We start from the raw sequence: 20,890 nt of genomic DNA on the forward strand, positions 1-20,890 counted from the left end.
ATATATAATATATTTATCTTGGAAATAAACGGGTGTAAGAAAATATGACAGGGGGAGATATAAATGACATACAATCAAATTCCTAAAGCGCAAGGTCTCTACCGTCCTGAGTTTGAACATGACGCGTGCGGTATCGGTTTATATGCTCATATTAAAGGTTATGCAACACATGATATTGTTAAAAAAGGATTAAATATGCTTTGCCAATTAGACCATAGAGGTGGACAGGGAAGTGACCCATTAACAGGTGATGGTGCCGGTTTGATGGTTCAGATACCTGATGCATTCTTCAAAAAAACGTGTCAGGAAATGACCATTCCTGAAAGTGGACGTTATGGTGTTGGTATGATGTTCTTTTCAAATGATGACACAGAGCGTGAGCAAATTGAAGCTCAACTTAACGAGTTCATTAAAGCTGAAGGTCAGGTTTTATTAGGTTGGAGAACTGTTCCTGTAAATGCTGATGAAATCGGACCGGTTGCAAAAATGAGCTGTCCAGTTGTTCGTCAAGTATTTATTGGTGCTAATGCAAGTGTTGAAGATCAATTGACTTTTGAACGGAAATTATATGTGATTCGTAAACAAGCTGAAAACTGGGCTAGAGAACGTGAATTACGTTTCTACTTTACTAGTTTATCAAGCAGTACGATCGTTTATAAAGGGCTCCTAACTCCTGAACAAGTTGATACATTTTACTTGGATCTTCAGGATGAAGACTTTGTTTCTGCATTCTCATTAGTCCATTCACGTTTTAGTACAAACACATTTCCTAGTTGGGAACGAGCACATCCAAATCGCTATTTAATTCACAATGGTGAAATTAATACACTACGTGGCAATATGAATTGGATGAAAGCTAGAGAGCAACAATTTGTATCAGAGGCTTTTGGAGAAGACTTGGATAAGGTACTACCAATCTTAGATGTAAGTGGAAGTGATTCATCTATTTTAGACAATGCATTTGAATTCTTCGTATTAGCTGGTCGTAAACCTGCACATGCTGCAATGATGATGATTCCAGAGCCTTGGACAGAGAATCCACATATGAGTCCTGAAAAAAGAGCATTTTACGAGTATCATAGCTGTTTAATGGAGCCATGGGATGGACCAACGGCAATTTCATTTACAAATGGTAAACAAATTGGTGCGATCTTAGATCGTAATGGTCTTCGCCCAGCACGTTACTATGTAACAAAAGATGACATGATTGTATTCTCTTCTGAGGTCGGTGTCATTGATGTAGAAGAAGAAAACATTTTATACAAAGATCGTCTAAGTCCTGGGAAGATACTACTTATTGACTTAGAAGAGGGCCATATTATTTCTGATGAAGAAATAAAATCAGAAATGGCGAATGAAGCTCCATATCAAGAATGGTTAAATGAGCAGTTAGTTAAACTAAATGATTCAGAAGTTCTTGTGGAGGAAGTTATTACAGATCTTCCCGTCCGCCAACGAGCATTTGGCTATACGTACGAAGATATTCAAAAATATTTACTTCCGATGATAACTGAAGGGAAGGATCCCCTTGGATCAATGGGGAATGACACTCCACTAGCGGTGTTGTCTGAACTTCCTCAATCACTATTCAATTATTTCAAGCAATTATTTGCTCAAGTAACAAATCCACCTATTGATGCGCTCAGAGAGCAAATTGTTACATCAACAATGACATTGTTAGGAACAGAAGGAAATATTCTTCATCCAAATAAAGAAAATGCACGAAGAATTCAACTAGATTCACCAGTTCTTTCGAACAATCAGTTAGCACAATTACGTTTAAATATGTATGAGGGTTTTAAAAGTAAAACATTGCCGACTTTGTTTTCTGAAGATTTAGAAAGTTCTTTGAGCCATTTATGTTCTGAGGCTGAAAATGCCCTTTCAAAAGATGTCAATATTATTATTTTATCTGATCGTGAGATGGATTCGGACAAAATTGCGATTCCAGCACTGCTAGCGGTTGGTGCGATTCATCAGCATTTAGTACGTCAAGGAACACGTACGAAAGTTAGCCTAGTGATCGAATCAGCAGAAGTTAGAGAGGTTCATCATTTTGCCGCGTTGATCGGTTATGGTGTCGATGCGATTAATCCCTATTTAACATTTGCTACTTATAAAGAAGCAATATTAGATGGAAGCTTGACTGTTAGCTATGAAGAAACAGTAGATAAATACATTGAGGCAATTACTGAAGGTGTTGTAAAAGTAATGTCTAAAATGGGAATTTCGACTGTGCAGAGTTATCGTGGAGCACAAATTTTTGAAGCTGTAGGTATTAATCAATCGGTTATCGATCAATACTTTACTGGAACAGCTTCACAACTTGGAGGAATCGGATTAGCTACTATTGCAAAAGAAGCAACTTTACGACATATAGAAGCATATTCAGATAAGGTAGATAAAGCGTTAGATTCAGGAAGTGACTTCCAATGGAGAAAAGGTGGAGAACACCATGCTTTTAATCCGACAACGATCCATACACTTCAATGGGCATGTCGGAAAAATGATTATTCACTATTTAAAAAATTCTCACATGCAGCTAATGAAGAACGGATTGGGTTCCTACGTAACCTCTTTGCTTTTGATACGAAAAGAAAGGTGCTATCGGTTGACGAAGTCGAGTCAGTGGATTCAATCGTCAAACGATTCAAAACAGGTGCGATGTCATTTGGTTCATTAAGTAAGGAAGCACATGAAACATTAGCGATTGCAATGAATCGTTTAGGCGGGAAAAGCAATAGCGGTGAAGGTGGAGAGGACTCAAAGCGTTATATAGCTGATGAAAATGGTGATCTTCGTAGAAGTGCGGTCAAGCAAATTGCATCAGGTCGTTTTGGTGTAAAAAGTCACTATTTAGTTAATGCGAACGAACTACAGATTAAAATGGCTCAAGGAGCAAAGCCTGGTGAAGGTGGTCAACTACCTCCTAACAAGGTATATCCATGGGTTGCAGATGTTCGTGGTTCAACACCTGGTGTGGGATTGATTTCACCGCCACCTCATCATGATATTTACTCGATTGAAGATTTAGCACAATTAATTCATGATTTGAAAAATGCGAATCGTGATGCACGTATAAGTGTAAAGCTTGTTTCAAAAGCAGGAGTTGGAACAATTGCAGCTGGTGTTGCAAAAGGTGCAGCAGATGTCATTGTGATTAGTGGATATGATGGTGGTACTGGCGCATCTCCGAAAACAAGTATTAAGCACACAGGTCTACCGTGGGAACTTGGTTTAGCTGAAGCCCATCAAACATTAATGTTAAATGGCCTTCGTGAACGTGTTGTATTAGAGACAGATGGCAAATTAATGACTGGTCGAGACGTTGTTATGGCAGCATTACTAGGTGCTGAAGAATATGGTTTTGCAACAGCTCCACTTGTTGTAATGGGTTGTATTATGATGCGTGTTTGTCACTTAGATACATGTCCAGTAGGTGTAGCAACTCAAAATCCTGAACTTCGTAACAAATTTGCTGGTGATCCAGATCATATTGTTAATTATATGCGTTTTGTGGCACAAGAAGTTCGTGAAATTATGGCTGAGCTTGGTTTTAAGAATATGGATGAAATGATCGGTAGTTCTGATGTACTTCATGTAAGTGATCGTGCAAAAGGACATTGGAAAGCGAAAGACTTAGATTTGTCTACACTTCTTTACCAACCAGAAGGTACACGTACAGCTAAAACAAAACAAAATCATAAAATAGATGAATCTCTTGATATGCTTAAAATATTACCTGTTGTTTCAAAAGCAATTGAAACAGGAGCTCCAATTGATGCAGCTTTTACAATTAAAAATACAAATCGTGTGACTGGTACAATCGTAGGTAGTGAAATTTCAAAGCGTTATGGTGAAGAGGGACTACCTGAAGATACTATTACCCTTCGTTTCTCTGGTTCAGCAGGGCAAAGTTTTGGAGCTTTTATACCACGTGGAGTGACAATGCACTTAACGGGGGATGCGAATGATTATATAGGTAAAGGATTATCTGGTGGAAAAATAATTGTTAGTCCACCTGAAGAATCAACGATCGTTCCTGCTGATAATGTCATTATTGGGAATGTACCATTTTACGGCGCTACAAGCGGTGAGGCATATATTAATGGGAGAGCAGGAGAGCGTTTTGCTGTCCGAAATAGTGGGGCAAATGTGGTTGTTGAAGGAGTAGGTGACCACGGCTGTGAATACATGACTGGGGGCCGTGTCGTAATACTTGGAGAAGTTGGTAAGAACTTTGCTGCAGGTATGTCTGGTGGTATAGCTTACGTGCTTCCTGATAATAAGGGGCACTTTGAGAAATTATGTAATAAAGAAATGATTGGCTTTGAAAGTTTAGTTAATGAGCTAGAAATCCGTTCTTTAGAGGATATGATTCAGGATCACTTTGACTATACAGGTAGTAAGAAGGCTGAATATATCTTAGACAATTGGGATGAATTTTTAACGAAGTTTGTAAAGGTAATTCCCAAGGATTATAAGCGAATGATGGATAGCATTGCAGAACAAGTGCAAGCGGGCTTATCAAATGAGGAAGCAATAATGAGTGCTTTCGAAACAAACGCAAATTCTGAAAAAAAGAAATCATTAACAGATATAGAGCGTGCTAGAGTAGCAGTACAGTAGAAAGGGGAGATGAAAATGGGGAAAGCAACAGGATTTTTAGAATTCAATCGTGAAAAGGCACCAGAACGTGAGCCGCTCACACGTCTAAATGACTGGAAAGAATATTCAGCTCCTTTCTCTGAGGATAAGTTAAGTCGACAGGGTGCACGTTGTATGGATTGTGCTACACCTTTTTGTCATGTTGGAGATGAGATTAATGGTTTCACTACAGGATGTCCAATTCATAACTTAATACCTGAGTGGAATGATTTGGTTTATCGTGGCCGATGGAAGGAAGCATTGGACCGATTAATGAAAACAAATAACTTTCCTGAATTCACAGGGAGAGTTTGTCCTGCACCTTGTGAAGGATCATGTAATGTAGCGATCTCTGACCCAGCCGTTACTATTAAAAATATTGAAAAAGCAATTATTGATAAAGGTTTTGAAAATGGCTGGATTACCCCACGTATTCCAGAGAAAAGAACTAGTAAAAAGGTTGCTATTGTCGGTTCAGGACCTGCTGGATTAGCAAGTGCTGACCAACTAAACCAAGCAGGACATTCTGTAACAGTTTATGAGCGTGCTGATAGACTTGGCGGTTTGTTAACTTATGGTATACCTAACATGAAGCTTGACAAAAGCATAGTTGAACGTCGTATCAAATTATTACGTCAAGAAGGGATCACTTTTATCACAAATACAGAGGTAGGTAAAGATATTACTGCTGACGAACTTCGTAATCAATACGATTCAGTAATCCTTTGTGTTGGTGCACAAAAGCAACGTGATTTAGTTATTGAGGGACGTGAAGCAAACGGTGTACATTTTGCAATGAATTATTTAACAACATCTACAAAAAGCTATCTTGATTCAAATTTTGAAGATGGAAAGTTTATTAATGCAGAGGGTAAAGATGTAATCGTAATTGGTGGTGGAGATACAGGTGCTGACTGTGTCGCTACTGCATTGCGACAAAATTGTAAATCCGTTGTTCAATTTGGTAAGCATCCTAAATTACCAATGTCACGTACACACGAAAATATGTGGCCAGAAGCTCCACACGTGTTTACAATGGAATATGCCTATGAGGAAGCTGAAGCAAAATTCGGTCAAGATCCTCGTGAATATTCAATTCAAACACAGAAGCTAATTGCTGATGAAAAAGGTCAATTAAAAGAACTTCATACAATTCAAATGGAGAAATGTAAGGATGAAAATGGATTATTTTTCTTTAAGGAAATTCCAGGAACTGAAAGAATTTGGCCAGCTCAATTAGTCTTTATTGCGATTGGTTTTGAGGGCACAGAGCAACCGGTTTTAAAGCAATTCAATGTAGAAACCACAGCACGTAATGTTGTAGCTGCAAAATATGGAGAATATAAAACCAATGTAGAAGGAGTCTTTGCAGCGGGTGATGCAAGACGTGGCCAAAGCTTGATCGTATGGGCGATTAACGAAGGTCGTGAAGTAGCACGAGAAGTTGATTATTACTTGATGGGTAGTACTGTCTTGGCATAATCCATTTAAAAAGAAAGCTATTTTAGAAAAGATCTAACCAATAAAAGAGCTTGATCTTGGTAGTATGGTAGTAAGTACTGTCTGAGATCAAGCCTTTTTTGTGTAGATTAATCTGCAAGAAAAGAGTGGAGGTTAATGTAATAATTCACTTTGTTGTTAGGAAAATTAAAATATTTATACTGTGGATAAGCTCTTCAACATCTAGCTTCATTAGTCCAATGACTAGTTGACTTCACCCTCCTCCTAAAGAGTAGTTACCATTGAATCCATTCCGCTCTTCGTGTTTCCTTTTTCTAATTGAGAATTGCTACAGTTCATGGGTCACTAAAAGGGGACTTGCGCCTTTGTTATCTAGAAAGGAATGACAAAACTAAAGGATCAGCACAAATAAGATGTATAGACGTATAGTATACAGTGGTAAAAATGAAGAGGAGATGATTAAAAATGTCTCGTTATTATTGTCATCCTATGTATCATCAGGCAAATACATTCTATGGTTATCCAGTAAGACATGTAAATGTCATTCCCCAAGCTTACTATTATCAACAATCAACGAATAGACAATTTCCGACTGTTGATTCCACATACTTTGAAAAATCAGCAAAATCAATGCAGTTATTAATGAGAGAAGCAAGTTTGGTATTAAACAAAGTAGCTGAATCTGGCCCTTTTGCAAATAAAATTATGGTAGCCGCACAACAATCAAATATGAATGAAGTCGAAAGGCTAATAAAGTCAACTGGAATTAAATCAAAGGTTGATACGACATTTAATCCGGATGGTATTAACCTTAAGTTATCTTCAAAGGTAGAGGCGTCCGATTGCTGTCATTTAACAATTGGCTTGAGATGGAAATAATAGTTAAATAGTATTGATGAGATTTGAGACTTGAAAACTCAAATATGATCCAAAAAATCAAGATCTAACAACCAGATCGTCAAATGCAGGTGAACTGAGCGATTATTAATAGAACAATTATTTAGCTAGAAGATCAGTCTATTTTCCAAAAAGGGAGGATTCATTCACTATTAACTTTAGAAAGTTGATTGGTTTGAATGGAATTAGGTGAATAACCATATAAAGAACTAGAAAAATGTTGAGTGAATATGGTTCTATTAAACTATTTAACTGTGAAGAATTGTCGAAAGCGTATATAATAGGATTATGGAAAACATTACATGGAGATAATTTTCTGTAAAATATCTGAAGATTGGGTCTACTTATTTATATTAATGGTTGTTTCCGCAATGTCACTTCTTTATTTTTAGGCTGTCTTCGTGCTCTTTTTGCTAGCTTGCTCAGCGATTTTCTTTTGAAATTTCTTCTATATTATACGGGAAAAGTCAATAATTTTTATTAGTAAAGTCTAATGGCCGACATTACTAGTTTTTAGAGCAAAAATCTTTTAGAAAAGCTCCTTATTATATTAATGAAAATAACTGTATTGATCTTCGTTTGAGAATTGAAAAGGAGGTGTGGAGTTTGTGGAAGGAAACGATTTTAATAATTGATGATGATGGAGACATTAGATCAATATTAAATATGTATTTAAAGAAAGATGGTTATTCAGTTTATAGTTCGGGTATGGGCACATCAGGTTTAAAACTAGCAGAAACACATCCTCCAGATTTAATCATTTTAGATGTGTTACTACCAGATATGGACGGATACGAAGTATGTAGATTATTAAGACAAAAAACGAGTGTTCCAATTCTCTTTTTAAGCTCTAAAGAAGATGATTTTGACAAGATTTTAGCACATCGTATTGGGGGAGACGATTATATAACTAAGCCGTTTAGTCCTGCGGTAATGGTTGCAAAGGTACAAGCTCAATTACGACGTAATCGCTCCATAACCTCTCAGGTGAATGTTGAGAAGGAACTCCATGGACATATGATTTTAGAATTTCCAGGACTATCAATTGATAAAAAAAGCTGTGTTGTGAGGGTTAATAAAAATAATGTGTCACTATCAGCAAAAGAGTATCAGCTACTATGTCTACTGGCAGAAAATCCGAATCAAGTTTTTACAGTTAAGCAAATGTTTGAACAGATCTGGGAAGAGGATAGTCTAGGTGATTATCGAACGGTAATGGTACATATTAGTAATTTACGTAAAAAGATAGAAGCGAATCCAGCAGAACCAATCTATATTAAAACATTGAGAGGAATAGGATATAAGTTCAATGGTTTTTAGGATTAACATCTTTGTAGGATTGTAAAAACTGTTTTATTTCGTCAATTGTAATACCCATTACTAGTGCCTCTTGAATCAGTATGACCCAATCATAATCAAGATTTTCTTCTAACAATTGCTTGGAATCTGTTAAAGGGCTCTGTAACTTTTCCATATGAAACCTCCATTTTATTAATTAATAATTTAATTATACTTTATGAACTATAAAGCTAGTATAAAATCACCTAAAGATTGATTAAAGTTTGCTGAAAATCCCATTACAAAAGGTGGATTTAAATGGAACTATTAAAGGGATACCAATCATTAGAAATTGTTGCAAGTCACCAATATTCTACCCTCTATAAAGGGTTTTCTATATCCACAAGAAGGAATGTACTCATCAAAACGATCAATGATAACTATATAACCTCGAAACTGATTGATTCTATTCACCATGAATGGAAATTAACGAATTCACTTGAGGATAATGAGCTACTCCGTCCTATAGCGAGAGAAGAGGACGAATACAATCCGTTAGTCCTATACGAGTATTTTCCTTGCATGACTTTAAGGAAATATATGTTGAATAGCGGAAAAATAGAATTGAAAAATTTCCTCTCTATAGCAATTAAGATTACTTCTGGACTAGTTAATCTAAGTCAACATCAAATAGTTCATAAAAATATCAATCCTTCAACGATTTTAATTAATCCTTCTTCATCAGATTTAAAACTAACCGGGCTGCAATATGCCCAAAAGATGGGTGTTGAAAATCACTCTTATTTAAATTTAGAAGAGACTGATATAGAACTTGCCTATATTTCTCCAGAGCAAACCGAAAGAATAAATCGGAAAGTAGATGCTAGGTCCGACCTTTATTCAATCGGAGTGATATTTTATGAAATGTTGTCAGGTCATTTGCCTTTTGTTGAAAAAACACGATTTGAATTGATCCATGCACATATAACGAAACAACCACCTATCTTAGCTGAGATGAATCAATCCATTCCACGGAATCTCTCGAACATTATTATGAAGTTATTAAGTAAATCCCCAATTGATCGATACCGAAGTCCATATGGTTTAAGAGAAGATCTTCTAATCTGTCAAAGACTTTTGGAGGATAACTTTTTACCGATTTTTGAAGTTGGTAAAAAAGATCCTTACCTGAATATTGAGTCAACCAATAATCGATTATATGGTAGGAAGGTAGAGGTAGAAAAATTAGCATCAATTTGTAAAAACCTTGAAGTAGGAAAGTCACAACTTGTTTTTATTACAGGTGAATCCGGCACTGGTAAATCTGCACTGGTTGATGAAGTAAAACAACAATTTACAAAAGAACAAGCTTTTTTCATCAAAGGTAAATTTGATCTACTTATTAAACACAGTCCTTATAGTGCTTTTACTGATGCATTTAAACTTTTAATTAAACAAATCCTCACAGAGGATGAAACAATAATCCAACAATGGAGTGAAAGAATAGAGAGCGAACTTGGTTCAAATCTCGCAGCCATTCTGAATGTTTTACCTGAAATGAAATGGCTTGTAGAGAAAGAAATTGATCAGACAGTGATAACCTCAGAAAATGCTCAAACTCATTTTTATTATTGTTTTCAAAAATTAGTTCGGGTATTTGCACAACAAAATCGCCCGCTTATTTTATTCTTGGATGATTTACAATGGGCAGATACCGCATCGTTGGGTTTGCTTGAGTACTTAATATCGAATCATGATACTCATTCTCTTTTGGTAATTGGTGCTTATAGGCAGAGTGAGGTCCTTGAAAATCACAAATTGACTCAAACTATTTTAAATATTGAAAAAGAGGTAACAATTTATACTATTTCTCTTCAATTGCTACCTGAAAGAACGATACAGGAATGGCTTACTGCATACTTCTTAGAAAATGTAGAAGGTGTAACAACACTAGCATCAACAATTTATAGAATTACACAAGGGAACCCATTTTTTATTAAACAAATACTACGATCTTTTTTTGAAAAGCGAATTCTCTATTTTGACCAAGTTAGAGGAACTTGGAAAATGGATGCTAAGAAATTAGTTGAAGCAACATTTCAAGATAATGTTGTAATTTATTTAATTAATCGTATAAAACAACTACCAGAGATTACACAAAGCTTACTGAAGTTTGCAGCATGTATTGGCAATGAATTTGAGTTGCAGATGTTGTCTGAATTGTCGAATCAAATTGAAGATGAAACTAGTCTGATTATTCAACATGCTGTAGAGATCGGCTTACTTATTTCATTAAATAAAAGTGAAAATAGCACGAAGCAAAGTCTAGATTTGAAAAGTAGACCAAAGTTATATCGATTTATACATGATCGGGTCCAACAGACTATTTATTCAACGTTAGCTGAGCATGAAAGGGCATCTATCCACCTTAAAATAGGGAAACGATTATCTCGAGAATCTAGTAAACTTACCGATTCCAATTTAGTAGATACTGTATACCACTTAAATATAGCAAGAGATTATTTACAAAGAGAAGAGAGGATAAACCTTGCTTCATTAAATGTAGATACAGGGATGTTTTCAATTCAGACTGCAGCATTTCAGGCTGCACTAAGCTATTTTACAATAGCATATGATCTACTAGGGGATGAATGGGAGAATCACTATGATTTAACATTTAAACTTTTCAAAGGTTGGGGAGAAGCTCAATATGTAAACAGTCAATTTAGCCAATCAGAAGGTACATTTAATACCCTAATAGAACAAGCAAAAACAAAGGAAGAGCGGTTTTTAATCTATCATTTGAAAATAACATTATATACCCATCAGCATCGGGTCGAAGAAGCGGTAGATGCGGGGATGTCTGTTTTGCAATTATTTAATCAAAACTTCGCACGCAATCCTAGTAAACTTCAAGTAGCTAAAGAGATATTCTTAGTGAAATTGGCCTTATTCGGCAAAAAGCCAAGAGACATTCTAAATTTAGCTGAGATCGATAGCGAAGAAAACCGTTTAATCATAAAAATGTTGATTTCTTTAAATGGACCATCGTTTCATGTGGATCAAAATCTAGCTGCGATTTTTATGTTAAAAGCAATGAGAATGACAATTCAGCATGGATTAACAGAGATGAGCCCATTGGTTTTTAATAATTTTGCACTGATATTAAGTTCAGGACTAAATGATTATAAGCTAAGCTATGAATTTGGAAAACTAGCTTTGTCATATGCTGAAGAGAAAGGCGATGTAGCAATAACTGGAAGGGTATATTTTGTATTTGCTAGTTTCGTAAATCATTGGAAAAACCATCTCAAGGAAAATATCACCTATTTTGAAAAATCACAAAAGCACTGTATTCAGGCAGGAAATATGCATCTTGCAGGTGCGAATAGTTCGTTTATCGTGATTTCCCATTTTTTGAAGGGGTCTAGATTGGAAATTCTAAAAGGTGTTATACAAGCCCAGAAATCGTTTATTGAAGAAATTCAATATCCAATCTCTGCGGGGTTTATGTCAGAAATGCAGGAGTGGATTGACTATCTTACAAATGAGAAAACGAAAGAATGGACATTTAATAAGATCATTGATGATGATTCGGCTAAAATAATCCATTATACTATTAGATTGAAAATGGCTTATTTATTTGATAAAGATAATTTTGCAGCTAAAGTTTTACAAGAATTATCGCCGATTGTTACTAAGCGACTAACGTTAGTCATTGCACCTGAATTTTACTTTTTTGAAGCATTATGTATGTTGAAACTTGCAAGAGAAAAAAACTATAAGTTATTTTCAAAAAAAGAACTGTATAAAAAAATCAAACGAGATCTTAGGCAACTTGAAACATATGCAAGCATGTCACCGATCAATTATCAATCGAAAAAAATGCTCGTAATGGCCGAATTAGCAGCAATTACTGGGGATAAGGTTAAGGCTGAGCATTGTTTTGAGGAAGCAATTAAATCAAGTGAAAAGTATCAATTTCTTCATACAATCGCCATCTGTCAAGAGGCAGCTGGTCGGTATTACGCTGATCAGAAAAGACACAACATTGCGGGTATTTATTTGAAGGAAGCTTATAATAGTTACCTGAATTGGGGAGCAAAAAAAAAGGCGCAGCAGCTTCTCATAAAATATGAAACGTACACAAACCTTAATGAAAGGAAATTTCTTGAAGGATATGATCAGCACGCAGAACAATACGATTTAAATGCTGTATATAAAGCCGCACAGATCATTTCGAGTGAAATGAAAATACAAAAATTATTAGAAAAAGTCTTACACATAACAATGGAACATGCAGGTGCTACAAAAGGAACAATATTGTTTAAAGAAGATGACGTTTTATCGATTGCTGTTCAGACAAATACCGAATCTCAAAGTGAAATAGACTTTTCAAATAATATAGTGAAATACGTCAACAGGACAGGTGAAATTGTACACCTCGACCATGCATGCGCAATAGGTATTTTTAAAAATGATGACTATGTTGTAAAAACAAATGCAAAGTCAATAATTTGTTTACCTATTTATCTAAATCATAAATTAGTCGGAATCCTCTATTTAGAGAATGATAAGGTATCACATGTGTTTACGAAGGAACGTATTAAATTGATCATGTTACTTATTACACAGGCAGCTATTTCAATAGAAAATGCATTGCTATATAAACATATGGAAGATAAAGTGAATCAGAGAACGATTGAGCTAGAACAGGTTAACCAAACATTAGCAGAAACCAACCATAATTTAGCTCAATCAGAAGAAATGAGAAGAGAATTATTATCTAATATTTCTCATGACTTGCGGGCACCAATCGCAAGTGTACAAGGCTATATGGAAGCAATATTAGATGGCTTTGCTCAAACTGAAGAAAAACGGAATGAATTTATTCGTAATAGCATTTTACGGATAAAAGGATTAAATGTGCTTATTAATGATTTATTTGATTTAACCCAACTAGAAGCTGGTAACATATCATTTAGTTTTGATTATGTTCCAATTGATCAACTCTTAGAAAATATAAAAAAACAATTTCTTCTTGAAGTTACTAGTAAGAATTTAACACTAGAGCTACGTCTAATTAAGGGAAGTCAACAAATCTTTCCACTTGTAGAAATAGATATTGAACGTATAGGTCAAGTCTTTGCAAATTTGCTGACGAACGCAATTAAGCATACTACGGTTGGGGGTATTCAGCTGCAGTTAGAAATAGAAGAAGAAACTGTATTAATCATATGTCGTGATACTGGTTTGGGAATCCACACCGAAGATTTACCTTATATATTTGAGAAGAACTATACTAAGTCAATTCATTCTACAAAAAAGGGCCATGGTCTTGGTTTGTCGATTTGTAAAGAAATCATAAAAAGGCATAATGGTGAAATTTGGGCAGAGAGTAAACCTGGAGTTGGGACAACTATTTTTATCCATCTTCCCATTGTCCGTATTGAAGAAGAATTAATGTTAATTTAGGCACGAAAAAATAACAAAGTAATGAATTAAGCGAAAAGAGCAAAAAGACGTGCTAAAACAAAAAGCCATGCACGGAAAATATCGATCTTAGTGAAGATTCTAATGAATGATCAGTATGCCTTCCAGATTATTGGGAGGCTTTTTGGCTTTGTTTAAAAACGATGTAATCCTGAAAAATGGGTGAATGACCTAAGGAATCGAATAAGATATTTACATACATTGGAGTAAGTAGTTAAATACCTAATTTTGGAGATGAAAAAGATCATGCATGAAAACTTACAAATTTACAGAAGTCATGATGAAAGAATATTTGGAAGACCCTTTCATAGACCATTCTTCTTTGGACGACCTTATTATGGTAGACCTTATTATGGCAGACCCTTTTTCGCTGGACCTATTCTTGGAGGAGTTTTAGGTGGGTTAGTAGGGAGCGCGTTATATAATCCTTACTTTTATGGGTATGGGTATCCTCCATATCCTTATTATCCCGGTTATTGGTAATTAACAAATCAACAAAATATTGGGCGCTGTTGATGCTTGGGAGTTACATAGAAGCTCTACACGTATTCAACAGACGCCTTTTTGTTTTGGGCTGGAACTAGTTATGTAATCTAACAAAGAGGAATATCATCTGTCCCAATTGAATAGATTCACAATGTTAGCGAGGATATATTTGTATGTAATAATCCTTGTTTTGTTGATATATACACTTAGTCAAAATGATGATTATTAAGCAAGGCTGACAGAAAACGTAAGTCTAACCGTCAATAGAAAGAAGGGATGTATTATGCCAAGTGAGTTATGCAGGGTTGAGGTTAACTTACCAATCGATGCTATTTGGGGTTTTATCAGCGTGATGGATAATTGGGCACCTCTCGTTCCTGGTTATATAGATCATGAAATCATCAATGACAGAGAATCAACCTGGATGTTCAAAAGTGATTTCGGTGTAATAAAGAAAAAAATCCATTTGAAAGTTAATATCACAAATTGGATGGAACCTACAAAAGTAACCTTTAACTTAACTGGAATCAATGAGAAGATGTCAGGTCAAGGGTATTTTGAGGCAGAAAAGATTAATGAAAACATCACAATAATGACAGGCTACTTAGAGATCACACCTGAAGGTAAAATGGCTAAATTAATTAATACAAAACTACAGAAAAATCTAAGCGAGATGACAACAGAATTAACTGAAACGATTGGAGAGAAAATAAAAGAAATCGAAAATGTTGTTAGGTGAAAAGTCTAGAATCGTTTAAACGTGAAATGACCCAAGCTAAAAAACAATTAGATAAGGTAGTAGAATTTACTGAGGTAAAGCATGGCTGTTGTAAAAGCTCCGGAAGCAGATATAAACCTTTTGGCAAGATTACTTAGAGCTGAACCTGAAGTGGAGGGAATACAAGGGATGCTTTTGGTTGGTAATGTAGGAATAAACCGGATAAGAGCAAATTGTTCTGATTTTAAAGGTCTTCGCACCATACCAAATATGGTTTACCAACCACATGCATTTGAGGCAAATACTAAGGGGTGTTTTTATCAAAGAGCTAGAGAAAAAGAAAAGAGATTAGCCCGAAGTGTAGTAAAAGGGGAGCGCTTATGGCCTGCCCGGTTTAGTTTATGGTATTTCAGACCAGCGGGAGACTGTCCAGAACAGTGGTATAATCAACCGCTAGTGGCTCGCTACAAACTACATTGTTTCTATGAACCAACAGATGCGGAATGTGAAAATATTTATAATACGATTTAAGGTGATGGACTAAAAGAGTTATCGTTGATTGAGCAGCAAGATTTTGAGGATGTTTTTTAAATAGATAAAAAGTATGAGGAAATATAATAATTTATTACATAAAATCTTTTCCTATTCCCATACTAACCTTGAGTAAGAGAGTTATATAGAAAGATATTGCAGAGACAATTAAATTTATTCCTTGAAGATAATTAATGGATATATAGACTGTTTTATTATCATCTTTTTAAGAGAAGGGGTGTAAATTGTTATGGAATGGGATTTTATATGGAAAGCGATTATTACCGTAATTGCGGGAACAGTACTTTTGAGGATTGCTGGAAGGAAAACTATTTCTCAAATGACCTTGGCAGAAACTGTGATTATGATTGCGATTGGTTCTTTACTTATTCAGCCTGTTGCCGGTAAAAATATCTGGACAACCTTTTTGGTAGGTGGTGTCCTTGTTGGGACACTATTAGTAATGGAATATTTACAAATAAAATCCAATAGCATTGAAAAAATTATAACAGGTAAATCGAAGGTGATCATTGAAAACGGTACTTTGAATGAAAAAAACTTAAAAAAACTTAGACTATCTGTTGATCAACTTGAAATGCAATTAAGACAAAAAAGTGTATCTCATATTACCGATATAAAATGGGCAACGTTAGAGCCAAATGGTCAAGTGGGATTTGAATTGAAAAATGATGCTCAACCTGTAACCAAAAAGGAATTTGAAGATTTTAAGCAAACGATAATTAAATTAATACCTAGTAGCTCACAGTTCGCTCATATTAATGAAATTGTAAAATTATTAAATAAACAATATCAAACCGATAGTGAAGAAAATATATTCGAAGAGCTTGATAAAAACGCAGCCAAAAAATCCCCAGAGCATTTGCAATAGAAATGTGAGGATATCTGTTCTTTACCTACAATAATATCTTTAGCATATCTAAAACAAATAACCTCTAATTAACCCTCTTCTTTTCACTAGTCTCCTCAATAATCACACCGGACTCATCGGGTCGATGAAATTTCAATTGACGGTACATCTTTCTTAAACTCATTCATATCCTCTTCAATGAGCGAAATATATTATTCGATTAAACCTCTATAAATGAACATTCTCAGTGGAATCTACAATCATACCTTTTGATTGGCAATGCACGGCGTCGCTCCAGTTCTACACTCATCTCTTCCCGTTTATCATCCAGATTATAGAAACATATAGCAATTCCAATCAGCACACATATGACTAAAGGAGTCCAGATATAACTTAGTTCAATATATCGTAATGCAGTTGCGGATTGTGTAGTATTTGGAACATAACCACCCATATTCAGAATAAATCCAATAAAAGCACTTGCGAGCCCCATGCCCCTTTTACAAAAAAGCCTTGAAAAGCAGCAATCATACCAGAAATACCTTTTTTTAAAAAAACTCCGATTAATCAATGACATCAGGCTGAATAGCAAATGTGGTGCCAAAAATGCCATAGATGCCAAGCCTGGTTACAGCTAGACCTAAAATAAGTAAAATGGGTGATGACTTTCCGAAATATATCAGCTAATCTCCAACCATATAAATGACAGTACTTAAAAGCAGTACATTTTTCTTTGACATCTTCTTTTGAAGCCCAGGTAAAATAAGCAACATTGGAAGTCCAGAAAGAATACCAAATAGTCCTTTACGAAATTTAGCCAATCCGTACTACCCAGATTGTACGAATCCACATACTACTCAGTTTGGAATCTATCGAATTACGAAAAAATAAATGGCGTTTGATTTGGGTTATTCGATTGAGAGTGTTTTAATTCGTAATGGAACGATTCACCCGGTATCATAAGTTGATTCGTTACAATCCTGAAACAAGAGAATTGGCAATTAAAAACAATTGGAAAGAAAACCTACCTAAAGGTGGGAAACGGGTCTTGGATTGTATTTTTTCCGAATTAAAAGAGGTTGAAGATATCTCGCTTATTTCATATGTTTCTTAATCATTCAAAAACAGCAAATTTATAGCCTTTATGAATCTTTTTGAGAGCTAGGAAGGAAGACCTTTGACAAGGAAAATAGAGACCGAAATGAAAATGATAAATATCTAGATACGGAAAGTGAAGAATTTGACGATACGTTTAAGCATCGTTATACGATACGTGGACAAAAAGAAAAAGAAAAACAACAATGCTTTTGGCCCTAATATTGAGAACGATCCAGAAAAAGAGAATCAATTACCAAATCAAAAAACAATTGCTGTTAAAGAAATTGTTGAGTTTTTTGGGACAGCAATGGGTTTGGTTATTCAAACGTGAATGCTAAAGAGCAGCTGTTATCTAGGTTAGATGATTATAACTTTTCACAACCGAAAGATGTGATCTTAAAAGCCATGTCCATTGCCTCTACCAATCACAAGCGAAAGCATAACTATGTTATTGTAATTCTGAAAAACTAGGAAAATATTCCTTAGCGGACTGTTGAAGAAATTGATTTTTATCATGTGAACCAAAAGACTGTACCAAAGCATAGCCAATTAACGGAACCTTTTCCTGCTGGAAGAGCTATTCCTAGTAGATTTGAACTTGATCTAACTGCAGGGAAAAGTGATGAGCATTGCTGAAAAAGTGTTTTTTAGGATGCTTGGTGAAGGTGGATTACCTATTCCAGAATACCGGCATTCAAATTTACTAGTTGAAATAAATGTGCCTATGATATTTCTATCCACTTTTGCGATAGGGAAAATCACCCGAACTATCTAGATTTTTCATTGCGTTTAGCCAATCCTACAAACCACCTAAGAATAAAGAAGTTTAGTTTTTTCCGTAATAACTGAAAAAATGCGTTCCAATTAAGGATGCAATACAAAAAAATTCTCAAACTAACATCTCATTCCTAACTTCAATATTCTCCTTTTAAAAAATACACTATTTTAAAAAATTGTTTTGAAGCATAATGAATTGTTTAGCTAAGAAAGATGGTGTATATGGCATGTCATTTTGAAGCCAAGAAATAATCACACCTATTAAAGCTGATGAATTATACCAAAGGATGACATCTTTTGAAATGCCTGCTTTTACAATAGACGATTCATCCACTATTTTCTCTATTCCTAAAGCTATTTTTTCGCTTATCAACATATTTAATCTTTCTCTAAAGATTGGTACTACTTTAGATGCAAGAGTTATTTTATAAAAATCACCATCCTCAGCTATATGTTCAAGTAATTTTTCAATCTCATTGTCATCTTTTGAATGATTGTTAAACACATTTGTAATGTCTTCGATCATATCGTCTGCCATCTTTTCCATCATGTCAGGAATGTCGCGATAGTGTAAATAAAAGGTGACACGATTAATGGTTGCTTTTTCTGCCAATCGATTGACAGTTATTTTATCTATATCCATTTCTTGAAGCAATTCAACAAAAGCATCTCTCAGTAGTTTACGAGTTCGAATTTTACGTGGATCAGTTTTAGTGTTTTTCTTGTTCACTTTAAATACCCCTTTCATTATTCGATAGAAAACTACAATAATTTATTATCTGTCTATTATTTTGTTGGTAAACGACACATGTTTCTGGTTATGTAAACTAATAAACACTTTTTAGCTATGTGTAGGTTGTAAAGACCGTTTATTGTAATGTAGTCTATTTTATATGATGTAAATTATACAACATAATGTAAATTAGCTCTACATTTAGAAAGGAGAACTTGGTTTGAATAAAAATAAGTCAACAGATCGAGTAAATACAAAAAAGGGTATCATTGTGTTTGTTCTGATTTTAGGAACTTTTCTAACTGCCCTTAATCAAACGGTCATGAGCGTTGCTACTCCGGAATTAATGAAAGATCTTAATATTGAAGCATCAACTGCTCAGTGGTTAACGACAGGTTATATGTTGGTGAATGGTGTTTTAATACCAATTACTGCCTTTTTAATGAAACGATTTACAACCCGACAACTATTTCAAAGTTCCATGATACTTTTTCTTGTCGGCACGTTCGTTTCAGCAATAGCTATAAATTTTCCAATCTTACTAATTGGGCGTGTGATTCAAGCAGCTGGGGCTGGTATTATTATTCCCTTGCTCTATAATGTCGTTTTAACGCTATATCCTCCTGCGAAGAGAGGAGCTATCATGGGTATGGTGTCGTTTGCGATTTTATTTGCTCCAGCAATTGGACCAACTCTAGCCGGTTATGTTCTAGATGTTTTTTCTTGGAAAGCATTGTTTTATGGGATGATTCCTTTTGTTGCGATTGTTATTATCTGTGGGCATATTTATCTGAAGAACGTGTCGGAAACAGTGCATGCAAAGGCGGATATTAACAGTGTCATTCTATCAACAATTGGTTTTTCAGGTTTATTATACGGTTTTAGTGTAGCAGGTAACAGTGGTTGGTTAAGTTTGGAGGTCATTGTTTCTCTTGCTGTGGGAGTCATAACTCTTGGTCTATTTACACGGAGACAGTTAGTGATGAAAAGTCCGCTTCTTGATCTTCGGACCTTTAAATACAGTACGTTTACCTTGACGAATATAATCAATATAGGAATTACAATAATAATGTATGCAGATATGATACTGCTGCCTCTATATCTTCAGGATGCTCGAGGCTACACTGCAATGGAGTCTGGTATATTAATGCTCCCCGGTGCAATTCTGATGGGCTTGTTAAGTCCTGTAGCCGGAAAGCTCTTTGATCGGTATGGAGCAAAATGGATTACTATAATTGGAATCATCATTACCATAGTTACGACAATTCCATTTACTGTGTTGTCTGACTCAACTAGTTATAATTTTCTTCTCTTAATGTCTACTGGTCGACGAATCGGAATGGCTTTACTCATTACACCAATACAAACAGCTGGTTTAAATCAGATTCCATCAGCACTTAGTGCTCATGGGACCGCGATATGGAATACAATTAGACAAGTGGCTGGAGCAATCGGGACTTCTCTACTTGTAACTGTCATGACTAGCAGTACAAATGCAAGCCTTCAGGCTCAAATGTCTGTTGGAGAAACAAATGGTGAGACACAACAACATATGTTAACGGCAGCTTCCATACAAGGAGTCAATGATGCTTATTTTGTGATTGTCATTATTGGAATCATTGGTTTGGTTCTTTCATTCTTTATCAAACGTGGAGAACTATATTCAGACGAAATACGAAAAAAACCTAATGAAAAGTTGAAAAGGCGAGCGATAACAGAATCATAAAAAAAATCTAGTTTTCAGCTCTAAAAACTTTTTCTAATCGGTACGAACAGTTTGAGAGGCATTCATAATCGAATGCCTTTTATTTTTCACCAACATAATGATTGAAAAAAAATAACATATTCATATAAACTGATTAATTAGTGTTTCCTGTTAAAAAATCACGTAATTGGAGAGGTT

18 protein-coding genes are annotated in these 20,890 nt (G+C 35.2%); 14 read left to right on the forward strand and 4 right to left on the reverse strand.

Annotated features, from left to right (window positions below; translation table 11 throughout):
- Positions 1-63 precede the first annotated feature (63 nt).
- The 4 genes from gltB (at position 64) to AC6CHR_RS22955 (ending at position 8,325) form a co-directional block, all read left to right on the forward strand.
- On the forward strand, positions 64-4,629 hold the full coding sequence (gene gltB, locus AC6CHR_RS22940; RefSeq protein WP_498251384.1) for a glutamate synthase large subunit: 4,566 nt from the start codon (positions 64-66) through the stop codon (positions 4,627-4,629).
- Positions 4,630-4,644: 15 nt separating this feature from the next.
- Positions 4,645-6,129: a glutamate synthase small subunit gene (gene gltD / locus AC6CHR_RS22945; RefSeq protein WP_498251385.1), complete on the forward strand. Its 1,485-nt coding sequence runs from the start codon at positions 4,645-4,647 to the stop codon at positions 6,127-6,129.
- 444 nt (positions 6,130-6,573) lie between these two features.
- Entirely contained in the window at positions 6,574-6,987 is a 414-nt protein-coding gene (locus tag AC6CHR_RS22950) for a YuzC family spore coat inner layer protein (RefSeq protein ID WP_498251386.1), read from the forward strand.
- 624 nt (positions 6,988-7,611) lie between these two features.
- Positions 7,612-8,325, forward strand: coding sequence for a response regulator transcription factor (locus tag AC6CHR_RS22955; protein ID WP_498251388.1), 714 nt, complete (start codon positions 7,612-7,614; stop codon positions 8,323-8,325).
- On the opposite strand, the gene AC6CHR_RS22960 is transcribed toward AC6CHR_RS22955, so the two are convergent.
- Entirely contained in the window at positions 8,312-8,479 is a 168-nt protein-coding gene (locus tag AC6CHR_RS22960) for an anti-repressor SinI family protein (RefSeq protein ID WP_498251389.1), read from the reverse strand. The genes AC6CHR_RS22955 and AC6CHR_RS22960 overlap by 14 nt on opposite strands.
- A 122-nt stretch (positions 8,480-8,601) precedes the next feature.
- On the opposite strand from AC6CHR_RS22960, the gene AC6CHR_RS22965 reads away from it, so the two are divergent.
- From AC6CHR_RS22965 to AC6CHR_RS22985, 5 genes are all read left to right on the forward strand, one after another.
- Positions 8,602-13,758, forward strand: a complete 5,157-nt coding sequence (locus AC6CHR_RS22965) for an AAA family ATPase (protein ID WP_498251391.1) — start codon at positions 8,602-8,604, stop codon at positions 13,756-13,758.
- A 264-nt stretch (positions 13,759-14,022) separates the two neighbouring features.
- Positions 14,023-14,259 (forward strand): inner spore coat protein YmaG, encoded by a 237-nt coding sequence (ymaG, locus tag AC6CHR_RS22970; RefSeq protein ID WP_498251425.1) that lies wholly within the window; start codon positions 14,023-14,025, stop codon positions 14,257-14,259.
- A gap of 286 nt (positions 14,260-14,545) precedes the next feature.
- The gene (locus AC6CHR_RS22975) at positions 14,546-15,001 is read left to right on the forward strand and encodes an SRPBCC family protein (protein WP_498251393.1); all 456 of its coding nucleotides are present in this window, start codon (positions 14,546-14,548) and stop codon (positions 14,999-15,001) included.
- Between the two features lie 81 nt (positions 15,002-15,082).
- A complete protein-coding gene (locus tag AC6CHR_RS22980; protein ID WP_498251394.1) occupies positions 15,083-15,511 on the forward strand; it encodes a cell wall hydrolase in 429 nt (142 codons plus the stop codon).
- 250 nt (positions 15,512-15,761) lie between these two features.
- Positions 15,762-16,400, forward strand: a complete 639-nt coding sequence (locus AC6CHR_RS22985) for a DUF421 domain-containing protein (protein WP_498251395.1) — start codon at positions 15,762-15,764, stop codon at positions 16,398-16,400.
- 223 nt (positions 16,401-16,623) lie between these two features.
- On the opposite strand, the gene AC6CHR_RS22990 is transcribed toward AC6CHR_RS22985, so the two are convergent.
- On the reverse strand, positions 16,624-16,992 hold the full coding sequence (locus AC6CHR_RS22990) for an MFS transporter (RefSeq protein ID WP_498251397.1): 369 nt from the start codon (positions 16,990-16,992) through the stop codon (positions 16,624-16,626).
- 70 nt (positions 16,993-17,062) lie between these two features.
- Positions 17,063-17,200, reverse strand: coding sequence for a hypothetical protein (locus AC6CHR_RS22995; protein WP_498251398.1), 138 nt, complete (start codon positions 17,198-17,200; stop codon positions 17,063-17,065).
- 116 nt (positions 17,201-17,316) lie between these two features.
- On the opposite strand from AC6CHR_RS22995, the gene AC6CHR_RS23000 reads away from it, so the two are divergent.
- From AC6CHR_RS23000 to AC6CHR_RS23015, 4 genes are all read left to right on the forward strand, one after another.
- Positions 17,317-17,493, forward strand: coding sequence for a hypothetical protein (locus tag AC6CHR_RS23000; RefSeq protein ID WP_498251400.1), 177 nt, complete (start codon positions 17,317-17,319; stop codon positions 17,491-17,493).
- Positions 17,494-17,652: 159 nt separating this feature from the next.
- Positions 17,653-17,808, forward strand: coding sequence for a hypothetical protein (locus tag AC6CHR_RS23005; RefSeq protein WP_498251402.1), 156 nt, complete (start codon positions 17,653-17,655; stop codon positions 17,806-17,808).
- Positions 17,805-17,948, forward strand: coding sequence for a DnaD domain protein (locus AC6CHR_RS23010; protein WP_498251404.1), 144 nt, complete (start codon positions 17,805-17,807; stop codon positions 17,946-17,948). Before AC6CHR_RS23005 ends, AC6CHR_RS23010 begins: the two co-directional genes overlap by 4 nt.
- A gap of 151 nt (positions 17,949-18,099) precedes the next feature.
- A complete protein-coding gene (locus tag AC6CHR_RS23015) occupies positions 18,100-18,252 on the forward strand; it encodes a hypothetical protein (protein WP_498251406.1) in 153 nt (50 codons plus the stop codon).
- 165 nt (positions 18,253-18,417) lie between these two features.
- On the opposite strand, the gene AC6CHR_RS23020 is transcribed toward AC6CHR_RS23015, so the two are convergent.
- Positions 18,418-18,984, reverse strand: coding sequence for a TetR/AcrR family transcriptional regulator (locus AC6CHR_RS23020; RefSeq protein ID WP_498251407.1), 567 nt, complete (start codon positions 18,982-18,984; stop codon positions 18,418-18,420).
- Between the two features lie 223 nt (positions 18,985-19,207).
- Between AC6CHR_RS23020 and AC6CHR_RS23025 the strand changes: the two genes are divergently transcribed.
- The gene (locus AC6CHR_RS23025; protein ID WP_498251408.1) at positions 19,208-20,713 is read left to right on the forward strand and encodes a DHA2 family efflux MFS transporter permease subunit; all 1,506 of its coding nucleotides are present in this window, start codon (positions 19,208-19,210) and stop codon (positions 20,711-20,713) included.
- Positions 20,714-20,890: the final 177 nt, after the last annotated feature.

This window comes from Metabacillus sp. GQ13, assembly GCF_059758525.1.